The following is a 24279-nucleotide window of genomic DNA, read 5'->3' as shown; positions in this document are numbered from 1 at the left end:
CAGGGTGATGGCGCCTGTACCGGGCTTTTCGCGGGCAAGCCCGCTCCCACAGGGGATCGCGGTGTGGCAGGGGATCCTGTCAGCGATCCGGCAAGGTGATGTTCAGTTCCAGAATCGAGCAGCTGCCCTGGTTTTCCAGCTCGATATGCACGTCATCGTTGCCGATGTTCACATACTTGCGGATCACTTCGAGCAGTTCTTTCTGCAGCGCCGGCAGGTAGTCCGGTTCGCTGCGCTGGCCGCGCTCATGCGCCACGATGATCTGTAGACGCTCTTTCGCTACCGACGCACTGGTCTGTTTCTGTCTGCCACGAAAGAAGTCAAAAAGGTTCATGGTTTATTTGCCTCCAAACAGGCGCGCGAAGAATCCTTGCTTCGGCACTTCGATGAAGCGCAGAGGCTTCTCTTTACCCAGCAGGCGGTCGACGGTATCGCTGTAGGCCTGGCCGGCGTCGCTCTGGTCGTCGAGGATGACCGGGATACCCTGGTTGGATGCCTTGAGGACCGCTTGCGACTCGGGAATGACGCCCTTGAGCTTGATCGCGAGGATCTCTTCGACGTCGGCGATGCTGAGCATTTCGCCCTTTTCCACGCGCTCGGGGTGGTAGCGGGTGATCAGCAGGTGTTCCTTGATCGGCTCTTCGCCGTTTTCGGAGCGGCGCGACTTGCTCGACAGAATGCCCAGCATGCGGTCGGAGTCACGAACCGAGGAGACTTCCGGGTTGGTCACGACGATGGCTTCGTCGGCGAAGTACATCGCCAGGTGCGCGCCTTTCTCGATACCGGCCGGGGAGTCGCAGATGACGTAGTCGAACTGCTCCTTGAGCTCCATCAGGACCTTTTCGACGCCTTCCTGGGTCAGGGCGTCCTTGTCGCGGGTCTGGCTGGCGGCCAGCACGAACAGGTTCTCAAGGCGCTTGTCCTTGATCAGGGCCTGCTGCAGGTTGGCTTCGCCGTTGACCACGTTGACGAAGTCGTACACCACGCGGCGTTCGCAGCCCATGATCAGGTCGAGGTTACGCAGGCCGACGTCGAAGTCGACGATCACAGTCTTGTGGCCGCGCAATGCGAGGCCGGTACCGATGGCGGCGCTGGTGGTGGTCTTGCCCACACCCCCCTTGCCGGAAGTAACCACGAGAATCTTGGCCAAGGTGTTTCACCCCTAAATAAACGGGACCCGAAGTCCCAGCAAATGCAAAAAAGGCAACGGTGGAAAAGTTGCTCTTAAAATGGCGGCAGTATCCGTTAAAGACGGGTGATGTTCAACACGTCGCCGACCAGGCTCACCTGCACGCCCGAACCCCACAGCGGGTCGCGGCGCAGGTCTTCGCAGACCTTGTACTGACCGGCGATGGAGACCATCTCGGCAGTCATCTGCTGACAGAAGATCCTGGCCCGGGTGTTGCCCTTGATACCGGCCAGTGCGCGGCCACGCATGGCGCCGTACACATGGATATTGCCATCGGCGAGAAGTTCCGCACCCGGGCTCACAGAGGCGGTCACCACCAGATCGCCGCCCTGAGCATAGATCTGCTGGCCGCCACGTACAGGACTGGTGATGATGCGGGTCGGGCGAACCTCGGGTTCGGCGGCCACAGCGGGTGCCGGAGCGGGCTCGACTTTCTTCACTTCCGGCTCAGGTTCCAGCGGGCGCTCGCGGGCGCCGGAGGGCGGCAGGACCGGCAGGTCGATGGCGATCGCTGCGGCGATGTCCTCGATCCGGCTGGCGCGGATCGCCAGGGTGCGCAGGCCATGGTGACGGCAGATGCGCATCAGCCCTGGCAGGTCGATGGCGCCTTCGTCGGGCGGCAGCTTGTCCAGGGCCAGCACCAGCGGTGTGTTGCTGAAGAAATTGGGGGCCTGCACCACTTTCGCCGCCAGTTGGCGGTCGAGGGCTTCGAGGTCGTTGCGCGCCAGCTCCAGCACAGTGATGGCGAGCATGCTGCCCTTGAGCTGGAACACGGTGGCGGAGTCGGGTGTCTGGTTGAGGCTCATGGTCTGCATAGACGACTTGTTGCGAAAAAAGTGCCCTGACTTATAACGATAAGACCGATTGGCCGCAACCTGCGGCCAAAGGTTGTAGAATGCCAGGCCTTTGTCCTACCGGAAGCTTCAATGGATCGTCCGCGTTTTCGTCCCTACTTCCTCCATCCGCGTTTCTGGGGCCTGTGGCTCGGCCTGGGCCTGCTGTGGCTGGTCGTGCAGTTGCCTTACCGAGCCTTGCTGCGGCTCGGCAGCGCCCTGGGCGCCGTGATGTATCGCCTGGCCGGCGAGCGTCGGCGTATTGCCGCGCGCAATCTGGAGCTGTGTTTCCCGGCACTGTCCGGCGACGAACGGCAGCGCCTGCTGAAGGAAAACTTCGCCTCCACCGGCATCGCCTTCTTTGAAATGGCCATGAGCTGGTGGTGGCCCAAAGCCAGGCTTGCCCGCCTGGCGCACATCGAAGGTCTGGAGCACCTGCAGGCAGCCCAGCGTGACGGCCAGGGCGCCATCCTCATGGCGGTGCATTTCACCACGCTGGAGATCGGCGCGGCCCTGCTTGGGCAGGAGCACACCATCGATGGCATGTACCGCGAGCACGGCAACCCGGTGTTCGACTTCATCCAGCGGCGCGGTCGCGAGCGGCACAATCTCGACTCCCTGGCGGTGGAACGCGAGGACGTGCGAGGCATGCTCAAGCTGCTGCGCGGCGGGCGGGCGATCTGGTACGCCCCGGACCAGGACTACGGCACCAAGCAGAGCCTGTTCGTGCCGCTGTTCGGCATTCCCGCCGCGACGGTGACTGCGACCACCAAGTTCGCCCGGCTGGGCAAGGCGAGGGTGATTCCGTTCACCCAGAAACGCCTGGAAGATGGCAGCGGCTATCGTCTGGTGGTGCATGCGCCACTCGAGGACTTCCCGGGGGAGAGCGAGGAGGCCGACTGTCTGCGCATCAACCAGTGGGTCGAGAGTGTGCTGCGCGAGTGCCCCGAGCAGTACCTGTGGGCGCACCGGCGCTTCAAGTCTCGGCCCGAAGGGGCGCCGCGGCTGTACGACAAGAAGAAGCGCTGATCCGGGGTAATGGCTGCAGGCCCTTTCGCGCCCCGAATTGCCCGCGAAGGGGCCGATCCTGACAAAACCGACAAACCAGGAAGGAACCGATGGCCCCACCCCCGACCACTGGCCTGATCCTCTCCGGCGGCGGCGCCCGCGCTGCCTACCAGGTCGGCGTGCTCGCCGGCATCGCCGAGCTGCTGCCAGCTGGCGCGCCCAACCCCTTCCCGGTCATCGTCGGCACCTCCGCCGGGGCCATCAACGCCGTGACCCTGGCCAGCGGTGCCACCCGCTTTGGCGATTCGGTGCAGCGCCTGACCCGCTTCTGGCAGAACTTTCGCAGCCACCTTGTGCTGCGCAGCGACTGGCCCGGGGTCGTGCGTCAGGCCAGCCGTTTCGTCAGCCATAGCCTGCTGGGTCTGGGTCGGCAGATGCCGGTGGCGCTGCTCGACAGCAGCCCGTTGCGAGCGCTGCTCAAGGCGCATCTGGACCTGGACGGCATCCACCATGCCCTGGCCAGCGAGCAACTGCGCGCGGTGGCCGTAACCGCCTTTGGCTACGAGTCCGGCCAGGCGGTGACCTTCTATCAAGGCGGCGAAGCGATCGAGCCCTGGCTGCGGCACCGGCGTATCGGTGTGCCCACCGCGCTGAGCGTCGAGCACCTGCTGGCCAGCTCGGCCATCCCGTTGCTGTTCGCCCCGGTGCGCCTGGGTGACGAGTACTTCGGTGACGGCGCGGTGCGTCAGTCTGCGCCGATCAGCCCGGCGTTGCACCTGGGTGCCAGCCGCGTACTTGTGGTGGGGGTCAGCGGTAACCCGCAGCGCCCCGCGCCGCCGATGCACAGTGCGCGGGTGTTCAGCGGGCAGCAGCCGAGCCTGGCGCAGATTGGCGGGCACATGCTCAACAGTACCTTCATCGACAGCCTCGAGGACGATATCGAGTTGTTGCAGCGCCTGAATCACCTGAGCCACCTGATGCCTGCACATCTGGACGCCCGCCGTCTGGGCCTGGCGCCGATCGAAGTCCTGGTGGTGGCGCCCAGCCAGCCGCTGGACGAGATCGCGGCACGTCATCGGCGCGAGTTGCCAGCGGCGTTGCGCCTGTTCCTGCGCGGGCCCGGAGCGACCAGGACCAGCGGGGCCGGTGTACTCAGCTACCTGTTGTTCGAGGCGAGCTACTGCAGTGAGCTGATCGAACTGGGGCGCAGCGATGCCCTGGCCAAGCGCCGGGAGTTGCAGCAGTTTCTAGGATTGGTGGGCTGAGGCCGCAGGGCGGCCCCGCCGCACTCACTCTGAAATCTGCAACTTGCGCGCCTGGGTATAGACGTAGCGCACCTTCTCGTACTCGAACGGCGAGTTGGTCTGGCCATAGCGGAAATTGGTGGTGTAGCGCCGGTCGATCGCGCGCAGCAGGAAGATTTCCGGGTGGTCGGTACTGACCTCGGCGACGTTGAGGAAATTCGCCTCGCGCTCGCCCACGTAGTCCACAACCAGGCCCGTGGTGTCGCGCAGGTTCGAGGGTCCGAGGATCGGCAGCATGATGTACGGGCCTTCCGGAACGCCATAGAAGCCCAGGGTCTGGCCGAAATCCTCGCTCTGGCGTGGCAGCCCCATCTTGGTCGCCGGATCCCACAACCCACCCACGCCGATGAGGGTGTTGAACATCAGGCGCGCAGTGATCTCCGCCGAGCGTTTGACCTTGAGCTGCAACACACTGTTGAACAGGTTGGGCACATCCCCCAGGTTGTTGAAGAAGTTGCTCACCCCGGTGCGCACGAAGTGCGGGGTGATGTAGCGGTAGCCATCGACCGCCGGCAGGAACACCCATTGGTCGAAGCGATAGTTGAAGTGGTAGATGCGCCGGTTCATCGATTCCAGCGGGTCGTAGACGTTCAACGCGGCCAGGGTGGAGCGTTCGAACTCGCGCTGGTCGAGGCCTGGGTTGAATTTCAGCTCGCGCAGCGGGTCGAGGAAACCGTCCGACTCCACGCTCGGCGTGTCGACCACATCGGCTTCGATCACGCTGGTACGCGGTGCGGTTTCTGCTGCCAGGGCACTGGTGCTGACGAGCAGGGCGAGGGCAAGTACGAGTCTGTCAGCCACGGAAGAACTCCAGCATGGCGTCGGCATTGACGCGGTAGTTGAGGTTGCCGCAATGGCCGCCGTGTGGATAAAGGGTCAGCCGGTCGCCAAACACCTTGCGCAGGAAACCGATGTCGCCGGGGCCGAGGATCACGTCGTCGGCGTTGTGCATCACGGCGATCTTCGGGCTGTCGCGCAGGTAGTCGGCCAAGGCGTACAGGCTGACCTGGTCGATCAGTTGCAGCAGGCTGTTGCCATCGGTGCGCGCACGCCACATGGGGATCACCTGCTCGGTCAGGTAGCAGTCGAAGTCGCATTGCAGGGCACGTTTGAAGAACGGCGTGAGGCTGCTGCCTTCGGTGATCGGGAACTTCGGCGGGATGATCAGGCCGCGGCGGTTGATCAGGTCGGAAGTGAAGGCGATGTCGGCTGCCGAGAAGCGGAACGAGGTGCCGATCAGCATGGCCATCTGTTCGTTGGACAGGTGCTGGCGTGATTTCTGGAAGTCGTAGAGCAGGGCGTCATTGAGGTCGATGTAGCCCTTGTCCTGGAAGTAGCGAGTGAGTTTTTCCAGCATCAGTTCGTAGAACGTGGTGCTGCGGTCGATGCCCTTGACCTGGGTCTGCACCAGTTTGTCGAGGTTGTTGATCGAGGTGTACAGGTTCACCGGCGGGTTGAGCAGCAGCACGCGCTTGAAGTTGAAGCTGCGCCGGGTTTCGTCCAGGTGGCTGACGAACGCGGCATCCAGGGCGCCGAGGCTGTAGCCGGTGAGGTAGAACTCGCTGACCGGCAGGCGCGGGTGCTGGGCGCGTACGGCTTGCATGACCCGGTACAGGTCTTCGGCATCCTCGCGGCTTACGCCCGGTGTGGCGAAGCGTGAGGCGGCGCTCATGAAGTCCCAGCTGGTGGGAGAAGACAGCTGCACCACGTGGTAGCCCGCCTGGTAGAACAGTTTTTTCAGGTATTCGGCGATGGTGCTGCTGTAGGGCGCGCCGGTGCCTGCGATGATGAACACCAAGGGCGCTTCGTGGTCCTGGCGTGCCAGGCGGTAGCGGAGCTTTTTCACCGGCCAGAAGTTGTCCGGCAGGGTGAATTCGCGCTCCGGGCGCAGGTTCAAGCTGTAGTCGGACTGGTTGATATCGTCGTCGCTGGGCAGCGTCGGGCGCTGGTCGGGCGGCGTAGTGGCAATGGTCGCCTCGAACGGATTGGTCAAGGGATAGCCATAGGTGGCGGGGTCTATGTCCCGCGCGGAAGCGGCCGCAGCCAGAAACAGGCCGCACAGCAGGCCGACGAGGCGCAACGGTCGAAGCATGGAGAGTCCCCCGGGAGAACGGCAAGGCAATGTGGAGCTAGGACCATCGCGCCCTAGGCAAAGTTGCCTTGTGCGCTGTCCTTTATTGTTGCGGATGTTGCCGCGAAGTTGGCCGCTGCGGCAATGACCGCTTTCTCGACATTAGCCGAACCGAGCCATTTTGCCTTGCGCGGCAAGCCTGGGGGATTATCCTGAGCGCCGGTTACATTTTCTGGAGCTGTACATGATTCGTTCGTGGCCTGTCGTTGCCTTGCTGCTGTTTTTGCCGTTGTGGCTGGCGGCCAGTTATGGCGTGCGTTTCGGCCTGATGGAAGACGGGCAGTGGGTAGGCCTGTGCGCGGTGCCTGGCGAGCACTGGCAGTGCCAGGCGCGGTCGCTGCTGGGGTTGTGGATTCACTTCCAGGTGATCGGCTGGGTGGCGTTGGGGCTGGCCTTGCTGTGCCAGGTGCTGCCGGGACGGCTTGGTTGGTGGGGGGCGGTGCTGGCGCTGGTGGCTGGGGTGCCGGCGCTGGTGTTGTACACGGCCAGTCTGGCGGTGTTTGCGGTGGTTCTGGCGGGGTTGAGGTTGGTCAGGGTTTCCAGCTAGCAGGTTTTTGCGGGTGTTCTTTTCGCAGGCAAGCCCGCGGAAAGAACACCGCCGTCTCAAGCCCTGCGCAAACTGCGCCAAAGGGCAGCGACCATCAGCACACTGACCGCCAACCAGGCCCAGGCCTGATGGTTGTGCAGCCCTTCCTGATACAACTGCGGCGCAATCCCCGCGCCGATGATGAACGCCAGCAGCGCCACCTCGGCCCTGCGCGCCGCAACCGGCCGCAGCAGGTACACCAGGGCCGGCAGCAGCAGCGCTGCACTGGGGAAGCTGCGATAGCGCGGGTCGAAGACCATTGCCAGCATGCTCACCGCCGCTGCGAACCCCGCTGCCAGCAGCCACCAGCCTGCTCGAGCCTCAAGCCAGACGAACAACCGCTCGCGCCAGCCTTCGCGTCGGGCCAGGGCCAGCGCGGCATGGGCCAGTACCAGCAGGTTCAGGCCTGCCAGCCCTGCCGCCCACAGCCACTCGGCGGCAAAGCGTGCATTGGTGCGCATCAGCTCGCCCCACAGCCCCAGGCTGCCCGCGCCGACTGCCGCCAGCAGCGGCAGCAGCAATGCCGCACGGGCATGCGCCGGGCGCCCGGCCAGCCCCAGGGTCGCCAACACCAGCAAGGTGCTGACCAGCCACCACTGTGGCCACAGTGGCAGGTTGCTGACGGGCCCTTCGAGCACGCCTTTGTCCTGCCGATCAGCGTCGTACAGCCCCCAGTAACCGCCCACGGCGCCTTCGCTGGCGCGTTTCCAGGGCTGGTCGAACGCTTCGATCAGGTTGTAGCGCCAGCCGTTGGCCTCGGCCATCGCGACGAAGCCACGAATGAAGCGCGCCTCGTTGACCCGGCTTGGTTCTGCGGTCTCGCGTTGCCGGCCTTCGCTGGGCCAGCCGGTCTCGCCGATCATGACGTCCTTGGGCGCAAAGCGATTGCCGAACACCTGGCGCACCTCGGCGACATGCGCGAGGGCGTCCTCGATCGCGCGTGGATCGTCCTCCCAGTAGGGCAGCAGGTGGATGGTCAGGAAGTCCACCGCCGGCGCCACTTCCGGGTGCTGGAGCCAGAACTCCCAGACATCGGCGTAAGTGACCGGGACCGTCACCTGGCGTTTCACCCGGGTGATCAGTTCGGCCAGGCGTTGGCCTGTGACTTCCTTGCGCAGCAGCGCTTCGTTGCCGACGATCACTGCGCTGACCACGTCCGGGTTGGCGTTGGCCGCCTCGATCAGCAGCGCGACCTCCTTGTCGGTATCCACCGGGTTGGCGTTGACCCAGGCACCGAGCATCACCTTCAGGCCGTGCTTGCGCGCCAGCGCCGGAATCGCCTCCAGCCCGGTCATCGAATAGGTGCGGATGCACTGGAAACGCTCGGCCAGCAATGCCAGGTCGGCGTCCATGCGCGCAGGGCGCAGGCGAAACGGCTGGTCGAAGGGTGATTGGTCCTTGTCGAAGGGGGTGTAGGAAGCGCACTGCAACTTGTGCGTCGGGCTGGCCGCATCGGGCAGGTGCACCGGCTTGCCCAGGCCATACCAGAGTGCACCGAGACCGAGCACGGCGAACAGGCAGGTGATCAGGTAGAGGAGGGTGGTGCGGGGCGTGCTTGGCATCGAGCGGTCCATCGTCTGGCGCGGGTCATCGGTTCAGAGTCGCTGATAGTAGCCCGGCGCCAACAGTTTGGCATGCAAGGATCGCGCAGAACCCTGCGCGTGGATGACGCTAATGGCCAAGTGCTGTCGCTTATCGTTGGGTAAAGGTCGCTGACGGAGCAGGTCGCACTGTGTTGCAGGTTGATGATGCAATCTCCAAGACCTGACGAGGGGATGCTTTGATGGCGACTACTACAAGAATGCGACGTTTCCTGGGCGTGACTGGCGCCCTGGTCTTGACCATGGGTGCTGCACAGGCCATGGCCAAGGAAGTAAGCATCGGTTACGTGGACGGGTGGGCCGACAGTGTCGCGACCACCAACGTGGCCGCCGAAGTGATCAAGCAGAAACTTGGCTACGACGTGAAGCTGCAGGCGGTGGCCACCGGTATCATGTGGCAGGGGGTGGCGACCGGCAAGCTCGACGCCATGCTCTCGGCCTGGCTGCCGGTGACCCACGGCGAGTACTGGAGCAAGAACAAGGATAACGTGGTCGACTTCGGCCCGAACTTCAAGGATGCCAAGATCGGCCTGATCGTGCCTGAGTACGTCAAGGCCAACAGCATTGCCGATCTCAAGACCGATAGCAGCTTCAAGCAGAAGATCGTGGGTATCGACGCAGGCTCCGGGGTGATGCTCAAGACCGAGCAGGCGATCAAGGACTACGACCTCACCGGCTACAAGCTGACGGCAAGTTCGGGCGCAGCGATGACGGCGGAACTTGGCCGTTCCTATGCCAAGCAGCAGTCGATCGCGGTGACCGGCTGGGTGCCGCACTGGATGTTCGCCAAATGGAAGCTCAAGTTCCTCGAAGATCCGAAAGGCGTCTATGGCGCGGCCGAAACCGTCAACAGTATTGGCAGCAAGGAGTTGGCGAGCAAGGCGCCGGAAGTGGCCGAGTTCCTCAAGAAGTTCCAGTGGCAGTCCAAGGACGAGATTGGCGAGGTGATGCTGGCCATTCAGGAGGGCGCCAAGCCTGAAGCGGCGGCCAAGGACTGGGTGGCCAAGCATCCGGAGCGGGTCAAGGAGTGGACGGGTAAATAACCGATGGGGCCAGTGGGTACTTTGCGCGGGTAAACCCGCTCCCACAAAGTGCGCATTGGCCCTGACTTTGTTACCCAAACGGTAAAAGACTGTTGCATCTAAGACTAAGGTCGTCTGGTTGGCGTCCACCGGCAGCATAAAGTTAAGGCGGGTTCTCCCCTTACTGTGTTGCTGCTAGGACAAAAACAATGAACGACAGCATCTACCGATCGATACAAGAAAGTCCGCGCTTCAAGGAGCTGGTCACCAAACGTGAACGTTTCGCCTGGCTCCTTTCGGCGATCATGCTCGGCCTCTACTGCGGCTTCATCCTGCTCATCGCCTATGGCCCGCAGATACTCGGCGCCAAGCTCAGCCCCGGCTCGTCCATCACCTGGGGCATTCCCCTGGGGGTAGGCCTGATCCTCTCGGCCTTCGTCCTCACCGCCATCTACGTGCGTCGTGCCAACGGTGAATTCGATGAGCTGAACAAGGCGATCCTGAAGGAGGCGCAGCAATGATTCGACACGCCAAAACCCTGGCCGTACTGGCCTGCGGTGCCTTTGCACCCGCCGTGTGGGCTGCCGATGCAATCAGCGGCGCGGTGCAGAAACAGCCGTTGAACATGTCGGCGATCATCATGTTCCTGGCCTTTGTCTGCTTCACCCTGGGGATCACCTACTGGGCCTCCAAGCGCAACAAGTCGGCGTCGGATTACTACGCGGCGGGCGGGCGCATCACCGGTTTCCAGAACGGCCTGGCAATTGCCGGTGACTACATGTCGGCGGCCTCTTTCCTGGGGATTTCCGCCCTGGTGTTCACCTCCGGCTACGATGGCCTGATCTACTCGATCGGTTTCCTTGTCGGCTGGCCGATCATCCTGTTCCTGATCGCCGAGCGCCTGCGCAACCTGGGCAAGTACACCTTCGCCGACGTCGCCTCCTATCGCCTCGGTCAGAAAGAGATCCGCACCCTGTCGGCCTCGGGCTCGCTGGTGGTGGTGGCCTTCTACCTGATCGCGCAGATGGTCGGTGCCGGCAAGTTGATCGAGCTGCTGTTCGGCCTGGACTATCACGTCGCGGTGATCCTGGTCGGCATCCTGATGTGCCTGTACGTGCTGTTCGGTGGCATGCTGGCCACGACCTGGGTGCAGATCATCAAGGCCGTGCTGCTGCTCTCCGGTGCCAGCTTCATGGCGCTGATGGTGATGAAGCACGTGGGCTTCGACTTCAACACCCTGTTCTCCGAGGCCATCAAGGTACATGCCAAGGGCGAAGCGATCATGAGCCCGGGCGGCCTGGTCAAGGACCCGATCTCGGCCTTCTCGCTGGGCCTGGCGCTGATGTTCGGCACCGCGGGCCTGCCGCACATCCTGATGCGCTTCTTCACCGTCAGCGACGCCAAGGAAGCGCGCAAGAGCGTGCTGTATGCCACCGGTTTCATCGGTTACTTCTACATCCTGACCTTCATCATCGGCTTCGGCGCCATCCTGCTGGTCAGCACCAACCCCGACTTCAAGGACGCCGCTGGCGCCCTGCTGGGCGGTAACAACATGGCGGCGGTGCACCTGGCCGATGCCGTGGGTGGCAGTATCTTCCTCGGCTTCATCTCGGCGGTGGCCTTCGCCACCATCCTCGCCGTGGTGGCCGGCCTCACCCTGGCAGGCGCTTCGGCGGTTTCCCACGACCTGTACGCCAGCGTCTGGCGCAAGGGCAAGGCCAACGACAAGGACGAGATCCGCGTGTCGAAGATCACCACCGTCGCCCTGGGCGTCCTGGCGATCGGCCTGGGCATCTTGTTCGAGAAGCAGAACATCGCCTTCATGGTCGGCCTGGCCTTCTCCATCGCCGCAAGCTGCAACTTCCCGGTACTGCTGCTCTCGATGTACTGGAAGAAGCTGACCACCCGCGGCGCCATGATCGGCGGCTGGATGGGCCTGATCAGCGCGGTTGGCCTGATGATCCTCGGCCCGACCATCTGGGTGCAGATCCTCGGTCACGAAAAAGCCATCTATCCGTACGAGTACCCGGCGCTGTTCTCCATGATCATCGCCTTCGCGGGTATCTGGTTCTTCTCGGTCACCGACAAGTCCAAGGCTGCCGATGACGAACGTGCACTGTTCTACCCGCAGTTCGTTCGCTCGCAGACCGGCCTGGGTGCCAGTGGTGCGGTTTCCCACTGATCGTTGATGCCGAGTACGACGCCCCGCCTGCCGGGGCGTCGTCGTTTCTGGCTGATGGCATTTTCCTATCCCTGGGAAATTTCCCAAGATCGCTGGGAAGGGTCTGAGTTAATGCGTCGATTACTCCGCGAATAATGGGCCAGGTGACGCAGTCAAGCGTTATTCCGCCTCATTACTTCAAGGAGATTTCCTCATGAAACGTCTGTTCATGACCCTGCCCCTCGCGCTGTTCACCGCCGCATCGGCATATGCCGTCGACCCTATCGAAAAGCAGGTCCAGGTCACCGCGCAGGTGCCTACCGATGCCTTCTTCGTCGAGCCGGTGGGCGGCAACTGGATGAACGACCCGCAGGAAATGGCCTGGAACTCGTTCCGCAGCGAACTGCAGCCGATCCGCAAGCAGTTGCAGGTCAAGAGCACCGTCGGCCCGATCACCGCCTACCTGGTGTCGCCGGCGGCGGTCAGCGACGGGGTGAACAGCATCGGCCTGGATGTGTCGGTGGCCGGCACCACGCTCAGCACCACCTCCACCGAAGTCATCAGCGCAGCCCAGGCGGCGCCGGGTGCGGTGGTCGGTTTCGAGATCGCGGCTCAAGCCGCGCCAGCCGGCGGCTATGTGCCCGGCAGCTACCAGGGGCTGGTGAGCATGATGTTCGAAACCGCCATCCCCTGATTCGCCCACTCCCTGCTTTCCATTGCCCGTTGCCGCCTCTGTCTGCTGCTTGTCAGGGCCGGGCGGGCATTGCCTGCCATGATGCCTATGTCAATCTTTCAGCCTATCCCTGTCGCGCTCCGCCATTGCCTGCTCGTGGGCGCCTGCATCGCCTTGATGCCCCGGGTTGGCCTTGCTGCCACTGCGACCCTGGGGCGGGTCGAGGGTTTGCCCCGCGAGTTCGAGGGGCACTTCTTCGATGTGCCGCTGGCGGTGCGGGTGGACCTGGACGGCCGCTACCTGGGTGACGCCCTGGTGGTACTGGGGCGTGACGAGCAGGTGCAACTGCTCGAGTTCACCGAGACCGACGAGAGCCGCGAGCCCGAAAGCCTGCGCCAGCGCTGGCAGGAGCGTCTGGCACGACCGCGACCGCTGGGCGATTGTCTTCAGGATTGTCCCGACGGGCTTCAGGCCGTGCACTACAGCCTGGTCAACTCGCAGTTGTCTTTGCTCACCCTGCAGGCCGAAAGCGCCGGGCAGGCACCTCGCTTTCATCGACCGCCAGAGCAGGGAAGCACAGGCCTGCTGCTGCGCAATCAGCTCAATCTGGTCGGTGATGGACGCGGCGGCACGGGGCGCTTTGCATTACAAGGCCAGGGCAGCATCGGCCACTGGACCGCCCTGGCCGACGGACAACTCGACCGTGGCAGCGAGGCCGACGCCTCGACCCGCTATCACGTCGAGCAGCTGTATGCCGAACGCCTGGTCGAAGATCACTTCTACCGGCTCGGCTACTTCACCCCGAGCGCCCAGGGCCTGACGCGCCAGCCAAGGCTGAACGGGGCCAGCGCCGACACCACGCTGGGGGTGATGTTCGGCAGCAGCGATGGGTTGATCCTGGACACCGGCATGCCCAGCGCCACCCCGATCTACTTCACCCCTGACCGGCCGGCGATCGTCGAGATCTACCGCAACGGTGTGCTGATCAACAGCCAGCCTGTGCAGCCTGGCTTGCAGACCCTGGACACTCGTGTGCTGCCCGGTGGCATCTACGAGGTCGAGGTGCGTCTGGTCGAGGATGGCCAGGTCACCTCGCGCGACCAGGCATTCATCTACAAACCCAGCAACTGGAGCAGCCGCGGCGGACGTTGGCGCTACAACGTCTACCTGGGACGACAGAGCAGCGTGCTGAGCAACTGGTCACGCGAGCATGACGACAGCCTCAGTGGCGGCGTCCTGGCCAACTACCTCTTGCATCCACGCGCAGTGGTGGGGGTTTCCGTGCAGCAGATCGATGAGCAGCAGCAGTTCGGCACCTCGCTGGACTGGGATGTGCACGAGCGCTTCAAGCTGTATGGCAACCTCTATCAGGCCCGGGGCTATGGCAACGGCTACGACCTGCAGGCCGTCGGCAACTTCGAGCGCACCTCCCTGGTGGCCAGCCACAGCCGCTCCTGGCTCGCCCCCGAGACGACCACCCAGCGCCCTCATGCGGCGCAGTCGACCCGGCAGACCTCGGTGTCGCTGAGCCAGCGCCTGGACCCGCGCCACACTGCCAATCTGCGGCTGTCGCACAGCCGCGGAGGCAGCGAGGGCGTGGGCTTGGACCTGGGGTGGTCGTACTACGGGCGGCTGTTCGGTTCCGATGCCAACTGGCGGCTGTCGGTGTTCGACCGTCCCGGTACGCTGGCCACCGGCGAGTCACGCAGCCGCGGGGTCAACCTAGCCTTGAGCATGAGCCTGGGAGGCGGCAAGGGGCGGCGTTTGTCGGCGACCGTCGGCACCCGCACGTCTCGCGACGGCGGGCGCGACGTCAACACCTCGCTGGCCTACCAGCAAGACCTCGAGCTCGGGCCGCTGCGCAGTGTCGGTGCAACGATGAGTGCCGACCGCTATGGCGTGGGGCTCGGCGGCGATACCCAGTTCGAAAGTGAGGTGATGCATGGCGATGCCTACGTGCAGCAATCCTCCTACAACGGCGAGTTCAGTGGTGGGGTGAACCTGGAGAGCCTGCTCGCGATTGGGGGCGGCAAAGTCGCCCTGAGCGGCCAGTACCTGCCGCATCAGGCGGGCCTGATCGTCGACGTCGACAGTGACTTGCCCGACCTGAAACTGCACGCCGACGACCCCAATGGCACCACGTCACTCCTGCGCCCCGGGCGTAACGTGATACCGGTCGCGGCCTACAAGCCTGGCAGCGTGCAGTTCGATTTCGACGGTGTCGACGCGACGGCGGCGCTGATCCAGCCCGCCAGCCTGGATTACCACCTCAACCGAGGGGGTATCGCTTATCGCCAGTTGCGGGTGATGCGCACGGTCATGGTGCTGGGGCGGTTATTCGACGACAAGGGCCAGCCTCTGCGTGGCGCGCAGGTGATCAATGACGCCAGCCGCAGTGTCACCGAAGTCGATGGTTTCTTCGCTGTGGAAATGAGCGAGTCGACACCGACCCTCGAAGTGCGTCTCAAGGGGGCCGCAGTCTGTCTGCTGGCGCTGGACACCTCGCGGCTGGTACGTGAAGGCGACGTATTGCTGGCTGGCGACCAGCAGTGCCGGCGTGGCGAGCTGGCAGGCGAGAGCAGGGCGGGCATGGATACAGGCAGTTGAAGGGAAGAGCAGTTTTTCCTGCTTTTTGTAGGAGGTTTCTCATCACGTTTTGGGAAGTGTCGTTCGCATCGCTGCATGGTCACGTGATCGACGCCCCCCTAATATCCTATTGAATATATGGAGATTTATCGCATGGGTATCCGTAGCCTGATGGCCCTGCTGCTGGCGCTGCCGCTGTCACTTCACGCGGCCCCCGAACTGAATATCGGTGGCCTCTACGACTACCTCGAAGGTGATCGCAGCACCCTGCTGAAACGGGTGCGCAATGGTGGCGATACCACCGCCTTCGTCAAGATCAGCGTTGTGGAGCTGGTGTACGACGCCGACGGTCAAGCCCGTGAAGTCGCGACCGATGGATTGGCGCTCGAGCAGCGAGGGCTGGTGGTCAGCCCCGCGCGGCTGATCGTGCCGGCTGGTGGAATGCAGGCTGTGCGCCTGCTCTATCGCGGCCCGCGAGACCAGGAGCGCTATTACCGCCTGCGCTTTTTACCGGTGCTGCCTGAGCGCGGCGATGACTTTGCCGTCGATGAACAACAGGCGCGCAGCTACCGTGAGCACTTGCAGGCCGGGGTCAACCTGCTGGCCGGTTACGGCTCGCTGCTGTTCGTACGTCCGCAGCAGCCACGCTTCGATACCCGGATCCGCCGCCAGGGTGGTCAACTGGAGGTGACCAACGCCGGCAACGCCAGTGTGGTCCTGGATCGTTTCCGTCAATGCCACGCGTCGGCGCAGACCTGTGATGCGGCCACGAAGCATCACTTGTTGCCGGGGCGTAGCCGACAATTCAATGGCCATGTGGAAAAGGAACATCGCTTCGACCTGCATGAAGGGGCCGAACGCCGCGATGTCGTGGTGGAAGGATGAGCCGCCTTGCAGGACGCGGTCGCCTTGCGCATGTCGGTGGCACCTGGCTATGGCTCATGCTGCTCGTCGCACCGGTGGTCCCTGCCCTGGAGGTGACCTTGACTGCAAAATACCATGGCGGTGGGTCGGGACGGTTCGAGAATACTACGCCGCCTGGAGGGCTCTGCCAGAGCTGGGGTTCGACTTGCCGTAACCAGATGACCGTCACCCTGCCTATCACCTATACCAAGACCACGATCCGGACAGCTTCGGATGTGCGCGATACCTTTTTCGTCAAGGTTCCTGCTCGACGGGAGATCGAGGTGCGCTCGGACGACGGGCTCGAATCCCGGCGCATGGTGTTCGAATGGACCGCGCTCAGCCAGCGCGTGCTCGGCGCGAATCTCAATCGACATACGCTTTATCAGGCCACGCCGGAGGGCGGCTGCAGCAGTATCGGCAGCGTATCGCAGTTCCGTCCGGCCCTCGTCTCCTACCTCTGGCGCATCGGCGATCCGATCTCGCCGGGTGCCTGCACTGCAGATGGTGGTTACGCTGCTGCGGGCTTCAGCCAGAACCTCGACGTACAGGAAACCAGCGTCGCCTTCCAACTCGACCTGCCACCGCCTTACCGCCTGCGTTCTGGCACCTATCGAGGCTCCACCACCTACCGCATAGGCCCGGGCATGGACTTCGACTTCGGAAATGGGGTGTCGGCGCTCAGCGGCGATACCCTGACCGTCAATTTCGAACTGGATGTGCAGCATGCCTTCGTGTTCGAGTTTCCCCCAGGCTCCGACCGTGCCGTGCTCGAGCCCCGGGGCGGCTGGCAGGCATGGCTGGGCGGTGGTCGGGTTCCACAGCGGCTTTATCGCGACCTGCCTTTTCGGGTGTGGTCGACCGGCCCGTTCAAGGTCTACAAGCTGTGCCAGTACGACAGTGGTACGCAGTGCGCGATCCGAGATGCCGCCAGCCATCAGGCCGACCTGGGAGTGGCACTCAGCCTGCCTGGCGGGATCCAGCATGGGGGCGGCGCGGTGCAGCGACTGCCGCTACCCACGGGGCGCGCCATGGCAGTGCAGTTCGAATCGGTACAGCCGGTGGCGAACCGCCCCGGGCAGTTGCACTTCGCCATCGAATCCGATCAGGTACGCGGCATGCTGGCCAATGCCGGAAGCACCTACACTGGCCTGGTTACCGTCGTTTTCGATGCCGAGTTGTAGTCCATGGACATGACGAGCGAGGAACGAGCATGAGCAGGGTACTGGTGGTCGACGACCACCCTTTCATCCGCTCGACCGTGTGCATGCTGTTGCGCCAGGAACGGCTGGAGGTCGTCGGGCAGGCGGACAATGGTATCGATGCACTGCGGTTGATGCGTCAGGAACCGGTGGACCTGGTGATCCTGGACATCACCATGCCGGGCCTGGATGGCCTGGAGGTGATCGCCCGGATGCGCAGCCTGGAGCACCCGGCCAAGTCGCTGATCCTCACCTCGCAACTGGCCGAGGCCTATTCGCTGCGTTGCATGCAGGCCGGCGCTGCGGGCTACGTGTCCAAGACCGATGATCTTGGCGAACTGAACAAGGCGGTGCGCGCGGTGCTTTCCGGTTACACCTACTTTCCGCAGGTGACGCTCAGCTCGGTGCACCGGCAGGATCTCAAGGCCAGCGAGGCACAGTGCATCGCCAGCCTCACCGACCGTGAACTGATGGTTCTGCAGCAGTTGGCCAGGGGCTTGAGCAACAAGGCAATTGGCGATGCGATGTTGCTGAGCAACAAGACCATCAGCACCTACAAGAGCCGTCTGCTGGAAAAGCTGCGGGTCCGTTCGCTCATCGATCTCGCGGATTTCGCCCGCCGCAACCTGCTGATCTAGAGCTGTCCAGTGCTCGGGCGAGCCCTGTCGCTGGCACTGCTGTTGTGCCTGATCGCCCCGCCAGTGGCGGCTGCCACCCAGTTGCATTCGTGGGTTGTCCTGGAGGGGCCGACCATCGAGCCGACACAAGACGCCCTGCGCTGGTTGTGGGAGCGAGGGCGGTTGCGCCTGGGTATCGTCGAACGACACGATCCCCCTTTCGACCTGCTGGGCACTGGCCAGACCTATGAGGGCATCACTGCCGACTACGCCAGCCTGGTGGCGGCGCGTTTGCGCCTGCCGGTCGAGGTGCAGGTGTTTGCCTCGCAGGATGAAGCCTTTGCAGCGTTGCGTGATGCACGCGTCGACCTGGTCGGCTCGGTGACTGCGCGCCAGGCCCAGGATGCGGGGCTGCGCTTGTCGCACCCCTATGCCGAGGATCGGCCCATGCTGATGGCGGCTCGGCCGACCAGCGTACCTGGTCCAGGGCATGAGCCCGGTATACGCCTGGCCATGGTTGAAGGTTATCGCCCACTGGAGCAGGTTCTGGCGGTCTACCCGCTGGCGCAGGTCCAGTGGCATGCCTCGCCGTTCAGTGCCATGGCCGCGCTGGTACTGGGCCAGGCCGATGTGTACATCGGGGATGGCCTCAAAGGGCGCTACCTGCTGGGGCGCAGTCAGCTGTTCGGGGTCGAGGCGGTCGGTCACGCAGACCTGGATTCACAAGCGATCGGTTTTGCCATGCTCGACTCGACCGGACCGCTGGCGGCCCTGGTCGATGACGCCCTCGCCAGCCTTGGCGAGCCCCAGCATGAGCAGATCCGCCGACGCTGGAGCCCTTTGGTAATGGCGGCCTACGATCCTGCGGCCTTGCAGTTGAGCACTTCCGAGCAGCGCTGGATCGCTGACAATCCTGTGGTCAAGGTGGTGCTGGACGAACAGTTGCTACCCCTGAGCTATCGCGATGCCAAGGCGGGGCTGCAGGGGCTTAGCCTGGACATCCTGCAATGGGTCAGCCAGCGCACCGGGTTGCGTTTCGAGGTGCAGGGCACAGGCACTATCGAGCAGATGATCGAGTGGGTACGTCAAGGGCGTGCGCAAGTGATTGCCGGTTTGGCCTACAGCCCGCAACGGGCCCGCGAGCTGAGTTTCAGTCGGGCTTACCTGAGTGCGTCAAGGGTGCTGGTGACACGTGAAGACGCCCCCGGCCCCGCGAGCCTGGCCGGGCTGGAGGGGCACCGACTTGGCGTGATCCTGGGCAGTGCCGTGCCGGACCTCCTGGCCCAGCGCTACCCGCGTATCCGCTTGCAAGCCTATGACGGGGCGCTGGAGGCCCTGCACGCGGTCGCCCGCGGTCAGGTGAGCGCGGCGGTGCTGACCTACGACGATGCGCGGCCGATGATCGCTCGATGGTACCCGGGGCGGGTGAAGATCGCGGCCAGCGTATCCTTGCCACCGGCTCACTTTGCGTTGGCCACGGCGCGCGGCGAGCAGGAGTTGCAGAGCATCCTGAACAAGGCTCTGCTCAGCCTCTCCCCACAGGAAACCGATGCCCTGGTGCGCCGCTGGCGCAACCCGCTGATCGTGGGGGACGGGGTCTGGTCACGCTATCGTGGCAAGATCCTGGGAGGCTTCGCGGCGGCCTTGGGCCTGCTGTTGCTGGCGCTGGTATGGATCCGTTACCTGCGCCGTCTGCAGCGAGAGGCGGCACGGGCGCGCCGCGAGGCTGAGGCGGCGAACCAGGCCAAGACGGATTTTCTCACCACCATGAGCCATGAAATCCGCACCCCGCTGCACGCCGTGCTGGGCATGCTTGAACTGGCCCAGCGCAAGGCGGGCCAAGGTGTCCTCGACCGCATGGCCATCGAGGTGGCCACCGATGCCGCACGCGGCCTGCTTGAGCTGGTCGGTGACATTCTCGATGTCAGCCGGATCGAAGCCGGACGTTTGCAACTGGCGCCGCAGCGGGTCGTGCTGGGTGAGCAGGTGGCCAGCGTGGTTCAGTTGTTCGAAGAGCAGGCGCGGGCCAAGGGGCTGGTGTTGGAGCTGGACATGCGCGGTGCACAGGCGTGCGAGGTCATGCTCGACCCTCTGCGCTTCAAGCAGATCCTCGCCAACGTCCTGAGCAATGCGATCAAGTTCACTGGGGAGGGCCATGTCCGGGTTGATTTGCAGGCGCGTGCGCAGGGGGCCAGGCTGACGGTCGAGCTGGTCGTGGAGGATACCGGGATCGGCATTGCCGCCGATGAATTGGCAGTTCTTGGCCAGCTCTTTCGCCAGGCCAGCAACCAGCGGCAATCGCCACGGCAGAGCGCCGGGCTGGGTCTGGCCATCAGTCGCAGCCTGTGCCAGATGATGGGGGGGCACCTGAGGCTGGACAGTGTGCTGGGGCAGGGAACACGCGTGTGCATCCACCTTGAGCTGCCCTTGCTGACCGCGCAGGAAGCCCGTGAGGGGCCGACCGTGCCCACAGCCATGGCGCACTTCGCCAGATTGCGGGTGCTGGTGGTCGATGACTATCCGGCCAACCGTCTGCTGCTGGCGCAGCAGCTCGATTACCTTGGCCATCAGGCCCGCGTCGCCGAAGATGGCACGCAGGCCTTGCGCTTGTGGCTCAAGGAGCATTTCGATGTGGTAATCAGCGATTGCAACATGCCACGCCTCGGTGGGCAGGCGCTGGCGCGGGCAATCCGTGAACATGAGCGGCGCAGCGAGCGTCCGCGCTGCCGGGTCATCGGGCTCACGGCCAGCGCCCTGGCCGATGAGCGAAACCGCTGCCGGGCGGCGGGCATGGACGCTTGCCTGTTCAAACCGCTGGGGCTGCAAGACCTGGAGCGGGTGCTGACGGCCTGTCGTCCACCCTCGCGAGCGACCGCATGCGGGCAACCGATCCTGGACATGGCCCATTTGACACGTCTGGTGGGCAAGGACCAGGCTGCGCTCAATGCCTTGCTGGCCGATTTGCGCAGCAGCAATCGCAGCGACCTCGAGCGTCTGCAGGCGTTCAGGCACGAGCCGCGGGCGCTTGCGCAACTGGCCCACCGGGTCAAGGGCGCTGCGCGCATCGTGCGCGCCCGCACCCTGGTGGCGTTGTGCGAACGTCTCGAACGGACCTGCGCCGAGCCGTCCCCTGCACCGGTGAAATTGGGCGCAGATGTGCGCGCCTTGCGCACAGCGATGCAGCAACTGGATCGCCAGCTCGAGCGCCACGCCGCCGCTGGCGGCATGGCGGTGGCGTCATATCATCCCGAGCAGCAACAGCACCAGCAGCACCACCAGTACAGCGCCGACGATGCCGGACGGGCCATAGCCCCAACTGCGCGAATGGGGGAAGACCGGTAAGCCACCGATCAGCAGCAGGATCAGAATGATGATGAGGATCGTGGTCATGGGCGAAGTCCTTGCGTGATTGAGGGGCAAGGGCCTGGAACTGCTGGCCTCTTGTAGATTCGGACTGGTGCCGCTTGGGAAAGATTCCATTGGTGTGCGGCTTCTTCGCAGGATCGATACTGACCAATGGGTCATGCCCATCCATTCACTATCCTGATGGACCCTGCCTGGCTGGCCGACGTTGATTAGACTCGGTTGCAATTCAGTCGGCACAAGGCCCGTCACCATGCAAAACCGCATCATGATCACAGGCGCAGGTTCCGGCCTGGGACGCGAGATCGCCCTGCGCTGGGCTCGAGAGGGTTGGCGCCTGGCGCTGGCCGATGTCAGCGATGCAGGCCTGCGCGAAACCCTGGAGCTGGTACGTACCGCAGGCGGCAGTGGTTTCGTGCAGCGTTGCGACGTGCGTGACTACAGCCAGCTCACCGCCCTGGCCCAAGCCTGTGAGGAGCAATTCGGCGGCATTGATGTGATCGTCAATAACGCAGGCGTCGCCTCGGGCGGGTTTTTCGCCGAGCTGTCGCTCGAGGATTGGGACTGGCAGATCGCAGTCAACCTGATGGGCGTGGTCAAGGGCTGCAAGGCGTTTCTGCCACTGCTCGAGCGCAGCAAGGGGCGCATCATCAACATCGCCTCGATGGCGGCGTTGATGCAAGGGCCGGGGATGAGCAACTACAACGTCGCCAAGGCCGGAGTGCTGGCGCTGTCGGAAAGCCTGCTGGTGGAGTTGCGCCAGCTAGAGGTGGGGGTGCATGTGGTGTGCCCGTCGTTCTTCCAGACCAATCTGCTCGACTCCTTCCGCGGGCCGAATCCTGCGATGAAGGCGCAGGTCGGCAAGCTGCTGGAGGGCTCGCCGATCACCGCTGCCGACATCGCCGACTACATCCATGCCCAGGTCGATGCCGGTGAGTTCCTGATCCTGCCGCACGAGGCCGGGCGCGACGCCTGGCGCCTGAAGTGCGAAGCCCCGCAGGTGTTGTATGACGAAATGGCCGCCATGGCGGTGAAGATGCGAGCCAAGGCGCGCTCGGGTCACTAGGTTTTTGTGGTGTCGGTCTGTAGGCGTTTTTACCTTGCTAGGTAGGTCCGGTCTTTTTCATGGGTGAATGATTGAATAGGCCGGAACCCCAGCGCAGGCTGGGGTTTTCCCTCGATCTGGAGGATCGGAGCATGCTGGTAATCGGACGCGAAATCGGCGAGGTCATCACCATCGGCGAGAACATCCGCATCAAGGTGATGGCCGTAGAAGGCGGGGTAGTGCGCTTCGGGATCAGTGCACCGCGTGAGGTGGTGGTGCACCGCTCGGAGATTCACAAGCGTATCAAGGAGCAGGAGCTGGAGCGCAGCACTTCGGCTTAGGGGCTGTCTGAAATGTGTCTGCGCGAAGGCCAGACAAGGCGAAACGGGGGGAGGAACGCCCGGGGTCGCGCACGACTGTACTGGAGTACATGAGCGTTCCGAGCCCCGTTTCAACGCAGTATGGGCGAGTGCAGATACATTTCAGGCAGACCCTAGTCCAGAAGCTCCCGTGGCACATCATGCTTGGCCAGTAACTGGCACTGCTGGCTTTCCAGATCGAAGAGAATGAACGCCTGGCCCTTGGCCAAGGCCTGGCGCACGCGCAGCACGCGGGTTTCCAGTGGGGTGTCGTCGCCGTTGTCGGTGCCGTCGCGGGTGACGAAGTCTTCGATCAGGCGGGTGAGGGTTTCGGCTTCGAGTTGGTCGTAGGGGATCAGCATGATGGCTATCGGGTTGGGCAGGTTGGGCTGCATGCTACTTGAAAGTGGGGCAGGGACGTTAATCGTCGGCGACGTCTGGGCGGGGTCACCCGCGTAGACGCCGCCGCCAGGATCAGCTCTTGTTGCCCACCAGGCTATCCACCGCTGGCACCCGGGTATCGCTCTCCATTTGCGCATCATGCTCCAGTTGATGACTGAAGCGCTCCAGAGAAGTATTGGCCGGTTGCGAGTCGCTGGCGAACACGGGCGGGCTGAGCAGGTACGCCGACAACAGGCGACTCAGTGCAGCCAGGCTGTCGATGTGGGTGCGCTCGTAACCGTGAGTGGCGTCGCAACCGAACGCCACCAGCGCAGTGCGGATATCGTGCCCGGCCGTGACCGCCGAGTGGGCGTCGCTGAAGTAGTAGCGGAACAGGTCGCGGCGTACCGGCAACTCCTGGTCGCTCGCGAGCTTGAGCAGATGACGGGACAGGTGGTAGTCGTACGGCCCTGAAGAGTCCTGCATCGCCACGCTTACCGCATGCTCGCTGGACGCCTGCCCCGGCGCCACCGGGGCGATGTCGATGCCGACGAACTCGCTGACATCCCAAGGCAGCGCGCCTGCGGCCCCGGACCCGGTTTCCTCGGTGATGGTGAACAGCGGATGGCAGTCGATCAGCGGTTGGCGGCCACTTTCCACCACAGCCTTGAGGGCTGCGAGCAATGCCGCCACGCCGGCTTTGTCGTCCAGGTGACGGGCGCTGATATGGCCGCTGTCGGTGAATTCCGGTAGCGGGTCGAAGGCGACGAAATCACCGATGCCAATGCCCAGCGCCTCGCAATCGGCGCGGGTAGCGCAGTAGGCGTCCAGGCGCACCTCAACGTGTTCCCAACTGATCGGCATCTGGTCGATGGCGGTGTTGAAAGCGTGCCCGCTGGCCATCAACGGCAGCACGCTGCCGCGAAACACGCCGGTGTCGGTGAACACGCTGACCCGGCTGCCTTCGGCGAAGCGGCTGGACCAGTGCCCCACCGCCGACAGGGCCAGGCGGCCATTGTCCTGCAACTGCCGCACGCTGGCGCCGATGGTGTCCAGGTGTGCCGAGACGGCGCGATCGGGCGAACTCTGACGGCCCTTGAGCGTGGCGCGGATGGTGCCACGGCGGGTCAGCTCGAAGGGGATGCCCAGTTCGTCCAGGCGCTCGGCTACGTAGCGCACGATGGTATCGGTGAAGCCGGTTGGACTGGGGATGGCAAGCATCTCCAGGAGGACGCGCTTGAGGTAGTCCAGGTCGGGTTCGGGGAGTCGTTCGGACATGGGTACTCCTTGGGGTCTTTGCTGGCTTTTTCGCGGG

At 64.0% G+C, this 24279-nt stretch carries 22 protein-coding genes and 1 pseudogene; 14 read left to right on the top strand and 9 right to left on the bottom strand.

Annotated elements, in window-relative coordinates; all coding sequences use genetic code 11:
- Positions 1-79: 79 nt before the first annotated feature.
- The 3 genes from minE to minC form a co-directional block, all read right to left on the bottom strand.
- Positions 80-334, bottom strand: a complete 255-nt coding sequence (minE, locus tag HU729_RS11995; RefSeq protein ID WP_003252572.1) for a cell division topological specificity factor MinE — start codon at positions 332-334, stop codon at positions 80-82.
- A 3-nt stretch (positions 335-337) separates the two neighbouring features.
- A complete protein-coding gene (gene minD / locus HU729_RS11990; RefSeq protein ID WP_054893840.1) occupies positions 338-1150 on the bottom strand; it encodes a septum site-determining protein MinD in 813 nt (270 codons plus the stop codon).
- A gap of 95 nt (positions 1151-1245) precedes the next feature.
- Complete coding sequence (gene minC / locus HU729_RS11985) at positions 1246-2004, bottom strand: septum site-determining protein MinC (RefSeq protein ID WP_186710174.1); 759 nt, start codon at positions 2002-2004, stop codon at positions 1246-1248.
- A 111-nt stretch (positions 2005-2115) separates the two neighbouring features.
- On the opposite strand from minC, the gene HU729_RS11980 reads away from it, so the two are divergent.
- Both HU729_RS11980 and HU729_RS11975 read left to right on the top strand, forming a co-directional pair.
- Positions 2116-3051 carry a lipid A biosynthesis lauroyl acyltransferase gene (locus HU729_RS11980; RefSeq protein ID WP_186667042.1) on the top strand — a complete coding sequence of 312 codons (936 nt, stop codon included), beginning with the start codon at positions 2116-2118 and terminating at the stop codon, positions 3049-3051.
- Between the two features lie 89 nt (positions 3052-3140).
- Complete coding sequence (locus HU729_RS11975; protein ID WP_186710173.1) at positions 3141-4295, top strand: patatin-like phospholipase family protein; 1155 nt, start codon at positions 3141-3143, stop codon at positions 4293-4295.
- Positions 4296-4319: 24 nt separating this feature from the next.
- Here the strand turns inward: HU729_RS11975 and HU729_RS11970 are convergent, their stop codons facing one another.
- Both HU729_RS11970 and HU729_RS11965 read right to left on the bottom strand, forming a co-directional pair.
- Positions 4320-5135, bottom strand: a complete 816-nt coding sequence (locus HU729_RS11970; RefSeq protein ID WP_346655298.1) for a VacJ family lipoprotein — start codon at positions 5133-5135, stop codon at positions 4320-4322.
- Positions 5128-6426, bottom strand: a complete 1299-nt coding sequence (locus HU729_RS11965; protein ID WP_186710170.1) for a serine/threonine protein kinase — start codon at positions 6424-6426, stop codon at positions 5128-5130. Before HU729_RS11965 ends, HU729_RS11970 begins: the two co-directional genes overlap by 8 nt.
- Positions 6427-6649: 223 nt before the next feature.
- On the opposite strand from HU729_RS11965, the gene HU729_RS11960 reads away from it, so the two are divergent.
- Positions 6650-7012 carry a hypothetical protein gene (locus tag HU729_RS11960; protein ID WP_186710168.1) on the top strand — a complete coding sequence of 121 codons (363 nt, stop codon included), beginning with the start codon at positions 6650-6652 and terminating at the stop codon, positions 7010-7012.
- A gap of 56 nt (positions 7013-7068) precedes the next feature.
- On the opposite strand, the gene HU729_RS11955 is transcribed toward HU729_RS11960, so the two are convergent.
- Positions 7069-8625: a beta (1-6) glucans synthase gene (locus tag HU729_RS11955; protein ID WP_186710167.1), complete on the bottom strand. Its 1557-nt coding sequence runs from the start codon at positions 8623-8625 to the stop codon at positions 7069-7071.
- A 209-nt stretch (positions 8626-8834) separates the two neighbouring features.
- On the opposite strand from HU729_RS11955, the gene HU729_RS11950 reads away from it, so the two are divergent.
- From HU729_RS11950 to HU729_RS11910, 9 genes and pseudogenes are all read left to right on the top strand, one after another.
- Positions 8835-9695 (top strand): glycine betaine ABC transporter substrate-binding protein, encoded by an 861-nt coding sequence (locus HU729_RS11950; protein WP_186667030.1) that lies wholly within the window; start codon positions 8835-8837, stop codon positions 9693-9695.
- Between the two features lie 188 nt (positions 9696-9883).
- A complete protein-coding gene (locus HU729_RS11945) occupies positions 9884-10195 on the top strand; it encodes a DUF485 domain-containing protein (protein WP_186667029.1) in 312 nt (103 codons plus the stop codon).
- The gene (locus tag HU729_RS11940; protein ID WP_054893849.1) at positions 10192-11856 is read left to right on the top strand and encodes a cation acetate symporter; all 1665 of its coding nucleotides are present in this window, start codon (positions 10192-10194) and stop codon (positions 11854-11856) included. The genes HU729_RS11945 and HU729_RS11940 overlap by 4 nt, the downstream gene beginning before the upstream one ends.
- 193 nt (positions 11857-12049) lie before the next feature.
- Positions 12050-12529, top strand: coding sequence for a CS1 type fimbrial major subunit (locus HU729_RS11935; protein WP_186710166.1), 480 nt, complete (start codon positions 12050-12052; stop codon positions 12527-12529).
- A 156-nt stretch (positions 12530-12685) separates the two neighbouring features.
- Entirely contained in the window at positions 12686-15115 is a 2430-nt protein-coding gene (locus HU729_RS11930; RefSeq protein WP_238348362.1) for a TcfC E-set like domain-containing protein, read from the top strand.
- A gap of 132 nt (positions 15116-15247) precedes the next feature.
- Positions 15248-15979: a molecular chaperone gene (locus HU729_RS11925; RefSeq protein ID WP_186710164.1), complete on the top strand. Its 732-nt coding sequence runs from the start codon at positions 15248-15250 to the stop codon at positions 15977-15979.
- 197 nt (positions 15980-16176) lie between these two features.
- Positions 16177-17181: a hypothetical protein gene (locus HU729_RS11920; RefSeq protein WP_238348361.1), complete on the top strand. Its 1005-nt coding sequence runs from the start codon at positions 16177-16179 to the stop codon at positions 17179-17181.
- Between the two features lie 29 nt (positions 17182-17210).
- Entirely contained in the window at positions 17211-17837 is a 627-nt protein-coding gene (locus tag HU729_RS11915; protein ID WP_186667018.1) for a response regulator transcription factor, read from the top strand.
- A 9-nt stretch (positions 17838-17846) separates the two neighbouring features.
- Positions 17847-20951: pseudogene (locus HU729_RS11910) on the top strand (transporter substrate-binding domain-containing protein); the annotation flags it as partial.
- 102 nt (positions 20952-21053) lie between these two features.
- Here the strand turns inward: HU729_RS11910 and HU729_RS25840 are convergent.
- On the bottom strand, positions 21054-21206 hold the full coding sequence (locus HU729_RS25840; RefSeq protein WP_065862157.1) for a DUF3309 family protein: 153 nt from the start codon (positions 21204-21206) through the stop codon (positions 21054-21056).
- A gap of 226 nt (positions 21207-21432) precedes the next feature.
- Between HU729_RS25840 and HU729_RS11905 the strand changes: the two genes are divergently transcribed.
- Complete coding sequence (locus HU729_RS11905) at positions 21433-22245, top strand: SDR family oxidoreductase (RefSeq protein ID WP_186710159.1); 813 nt, start codon at positions 21433-21435, stop codon at positions 22243-22245.
- A 131-nt stretch (positions 22246-22376) separates the two neighbouring features.
- Positions 22377-22565: a carbon storage regulator CsrA gene (gene csrA / locus HU729_RS11900; protein ID WP_186710158.1), complete on the top strand. Its 189-nt coding sequence runs from the start codon at positions 22377-22379 to the stop codon at positions 22563-22565.
- 152 nt (positions 22566-22717) lie between these two features.
- Here csrA and HU729_RS11895 read toward each other — a convergent pair whose 3' ends face one another.
- Together HU729_RS11895 and HU729_RS11890 are read right to left on the bottom strand one after the other, a co-directional pair.
- A complete protein-coding gene (locus tag HU729_RS11895; RefSeq protein WP_163940763.1) occupies positions 22718-22945 on the bottom strand; it encodes a YheU family protein in 228 nt (75 codons plus the stop codon).
- Between the two features lie 112 nt (positions 22946-23057).
- Complete coding sequence (locus tag HU729_RS11890) at positions 23058-24242, bottom strand: osmoprotectant NAGGN system M42 family peptidase (RefSeq protein WP_186667013.1); 1185 nt, start codon at positions 24240-24242, stop codon at positions 23058-23060.
- Positions 24243-24279: the final 37 nt, after the last annotated feature.

The sequence above is a fragment of the Pseudomonas sp. RW10S2 genome, assembly GCF_014268985.1.
GTDB classification, from domain to species: Bacteria; Pseudomonadota; Gammaproteobacteria; order Pseudomonadales; family Pseudomonadaceae; genus Aquipseudomonas; species Aquipseudomonas wayambapalatensis.
This window is presented reverse-complemented; position numbering and strand designations above follow the sequence as displayed.

Bases quoted from the DNA above. Each gene is read 5' to 3' on its own strand.
- HU729_RS11965 (WP_186710170.1), bottom strand. From the start codon at position 6,426: ATGCTTCGACCGTTGCGCCTCGTCGGCCTGCTGTGCGGCCTGTTTCTG.
- HU729_RS11920 (WP_238348361.1), top strand. From the start codon at position 16,177: ATGACCGTCACCCTGCCTATCACCTATACCAAGACCACGATCCGGACA.
- minE (WP_003252572.1), bottom strand. From the start codon at position 334: ATGAACCTTTTTGACTTCTTTCGTGGCAGACAGAAACAGACCAGTGCG.
- HU729_RS11945 (WP_186667029.1), top strand. From the start codon at position 9,884: ATGAACGACAGCATCTACCGATCGATACAAGAAAGTCCGCGCTTCAAG.
- HU729_RS11895 (WP_163940763.1), bottom strand. From the start codon at position 22,945: ATGCTGATCCCCTACGACCAACTCGAAGCCGAAACCCTCACCCGCCTG.
- HU729_RS11975 (WP_186710173.1), top strand. From the start codon at position 3,141: ATGGCCCCACCCCCGACCACTGGCCTGATCCTCTCCGGCGGCGGCGCC.
- HU729_RS11950 (WP_186667030.1), top strand. From the start codon at position 8,835: ATGGCGACTACTACAAGAATGCGACGTTTCCTGGGCGTGACTGGCGCC.
- HU729_RS11980 (WP_186667042.1), top strand. From the start codon at position 2,116: ATGGATCGTCCGCGTTTTCGTCCCTACTTCCTCCATCCGCGTTTCTGG.
- HU729_RS11905 (WP_186710159.1), top strand. From the start codon at position 21,433: ATGCAAAACCGCATCATGATCACAGGCGCAGGTTCCGGCCTGGGACGC.
- HU729_RS11935 (WP_186710166.1), top strand. From the start codon at position 12,050: ATGAAACGTCTGTTCATGACCCTGCCCCTCGCGCTGTTCACCGCCGCA.
- HU729_RS11955 (WP_186710167.1), bottom strand. From the start codon at position 8,625: ATGGACCGCTCGATGCCAAGCACGCCCCGCACCACCCTCCTCTACCTG.
- HU729_RS11890 (WP_186667013.1), bottom strand. From the start codon at position 24,242: ATGTCCGAACGACTCCCCGAACCCGACCTGGACTACCTCAAGCGCGTC.
- csrA (WP_186710158.1), top strand. From the start codon at position 22,377: ATGCTGGTAATCGGACGCGAAATCGGCGAGGTCATCACCATCGGCGAG.
- HU729_RS25840 (WP_065862157.1), bottom strand. From the start codon at position 21,206: ATGACCACGATCCTCATCATCATTCTGATCCTGCTGCTGATCGGTGGC.
- HU729_RS11960 (WP_186710168.1), top strand. From the start codon at position 6,650: ATGATTCGTTCGTGGCCTGTCGTTGCCTTGCTGCTGTTTTTGCCGTTG.
- HU729_RS11930 (WP_238348362.1), top strand. From the start codon at position 12,686: ATGCCCCGGGTTGGCCTTGCTGCCACTGCGACCCTGGGGCGGGTCGAG.
- HU729_RS11915 (WP_186667018.1), top strand. From the start codon at position 17,211: ATGAGCAGGGTACTGGTGGTCGACGACCACCCTTTCATCCGCTCGACC.
- minC (WP_186710174.1), bottom strand. From the start codon at position 2,004: ATGCAGACCATGAGCCTCAACCAGACACCCGACTCCGCCACCGTGTTC.
- HU729_RS11940 (WP_054893849.1), top strand. From the start codon at position 10,192: ATGATTCGACACGCCAAAACCCTGGCCGTACTGGCCTGCGGTGCCTTT.
- HU729_RS11925 (WP_186710164.1), top strand. From the start codon at position 15,248: ATGGGTATCCGTAGCCTGATGGCCCTGCTGCTGGCGCTGCCGCTGTCA.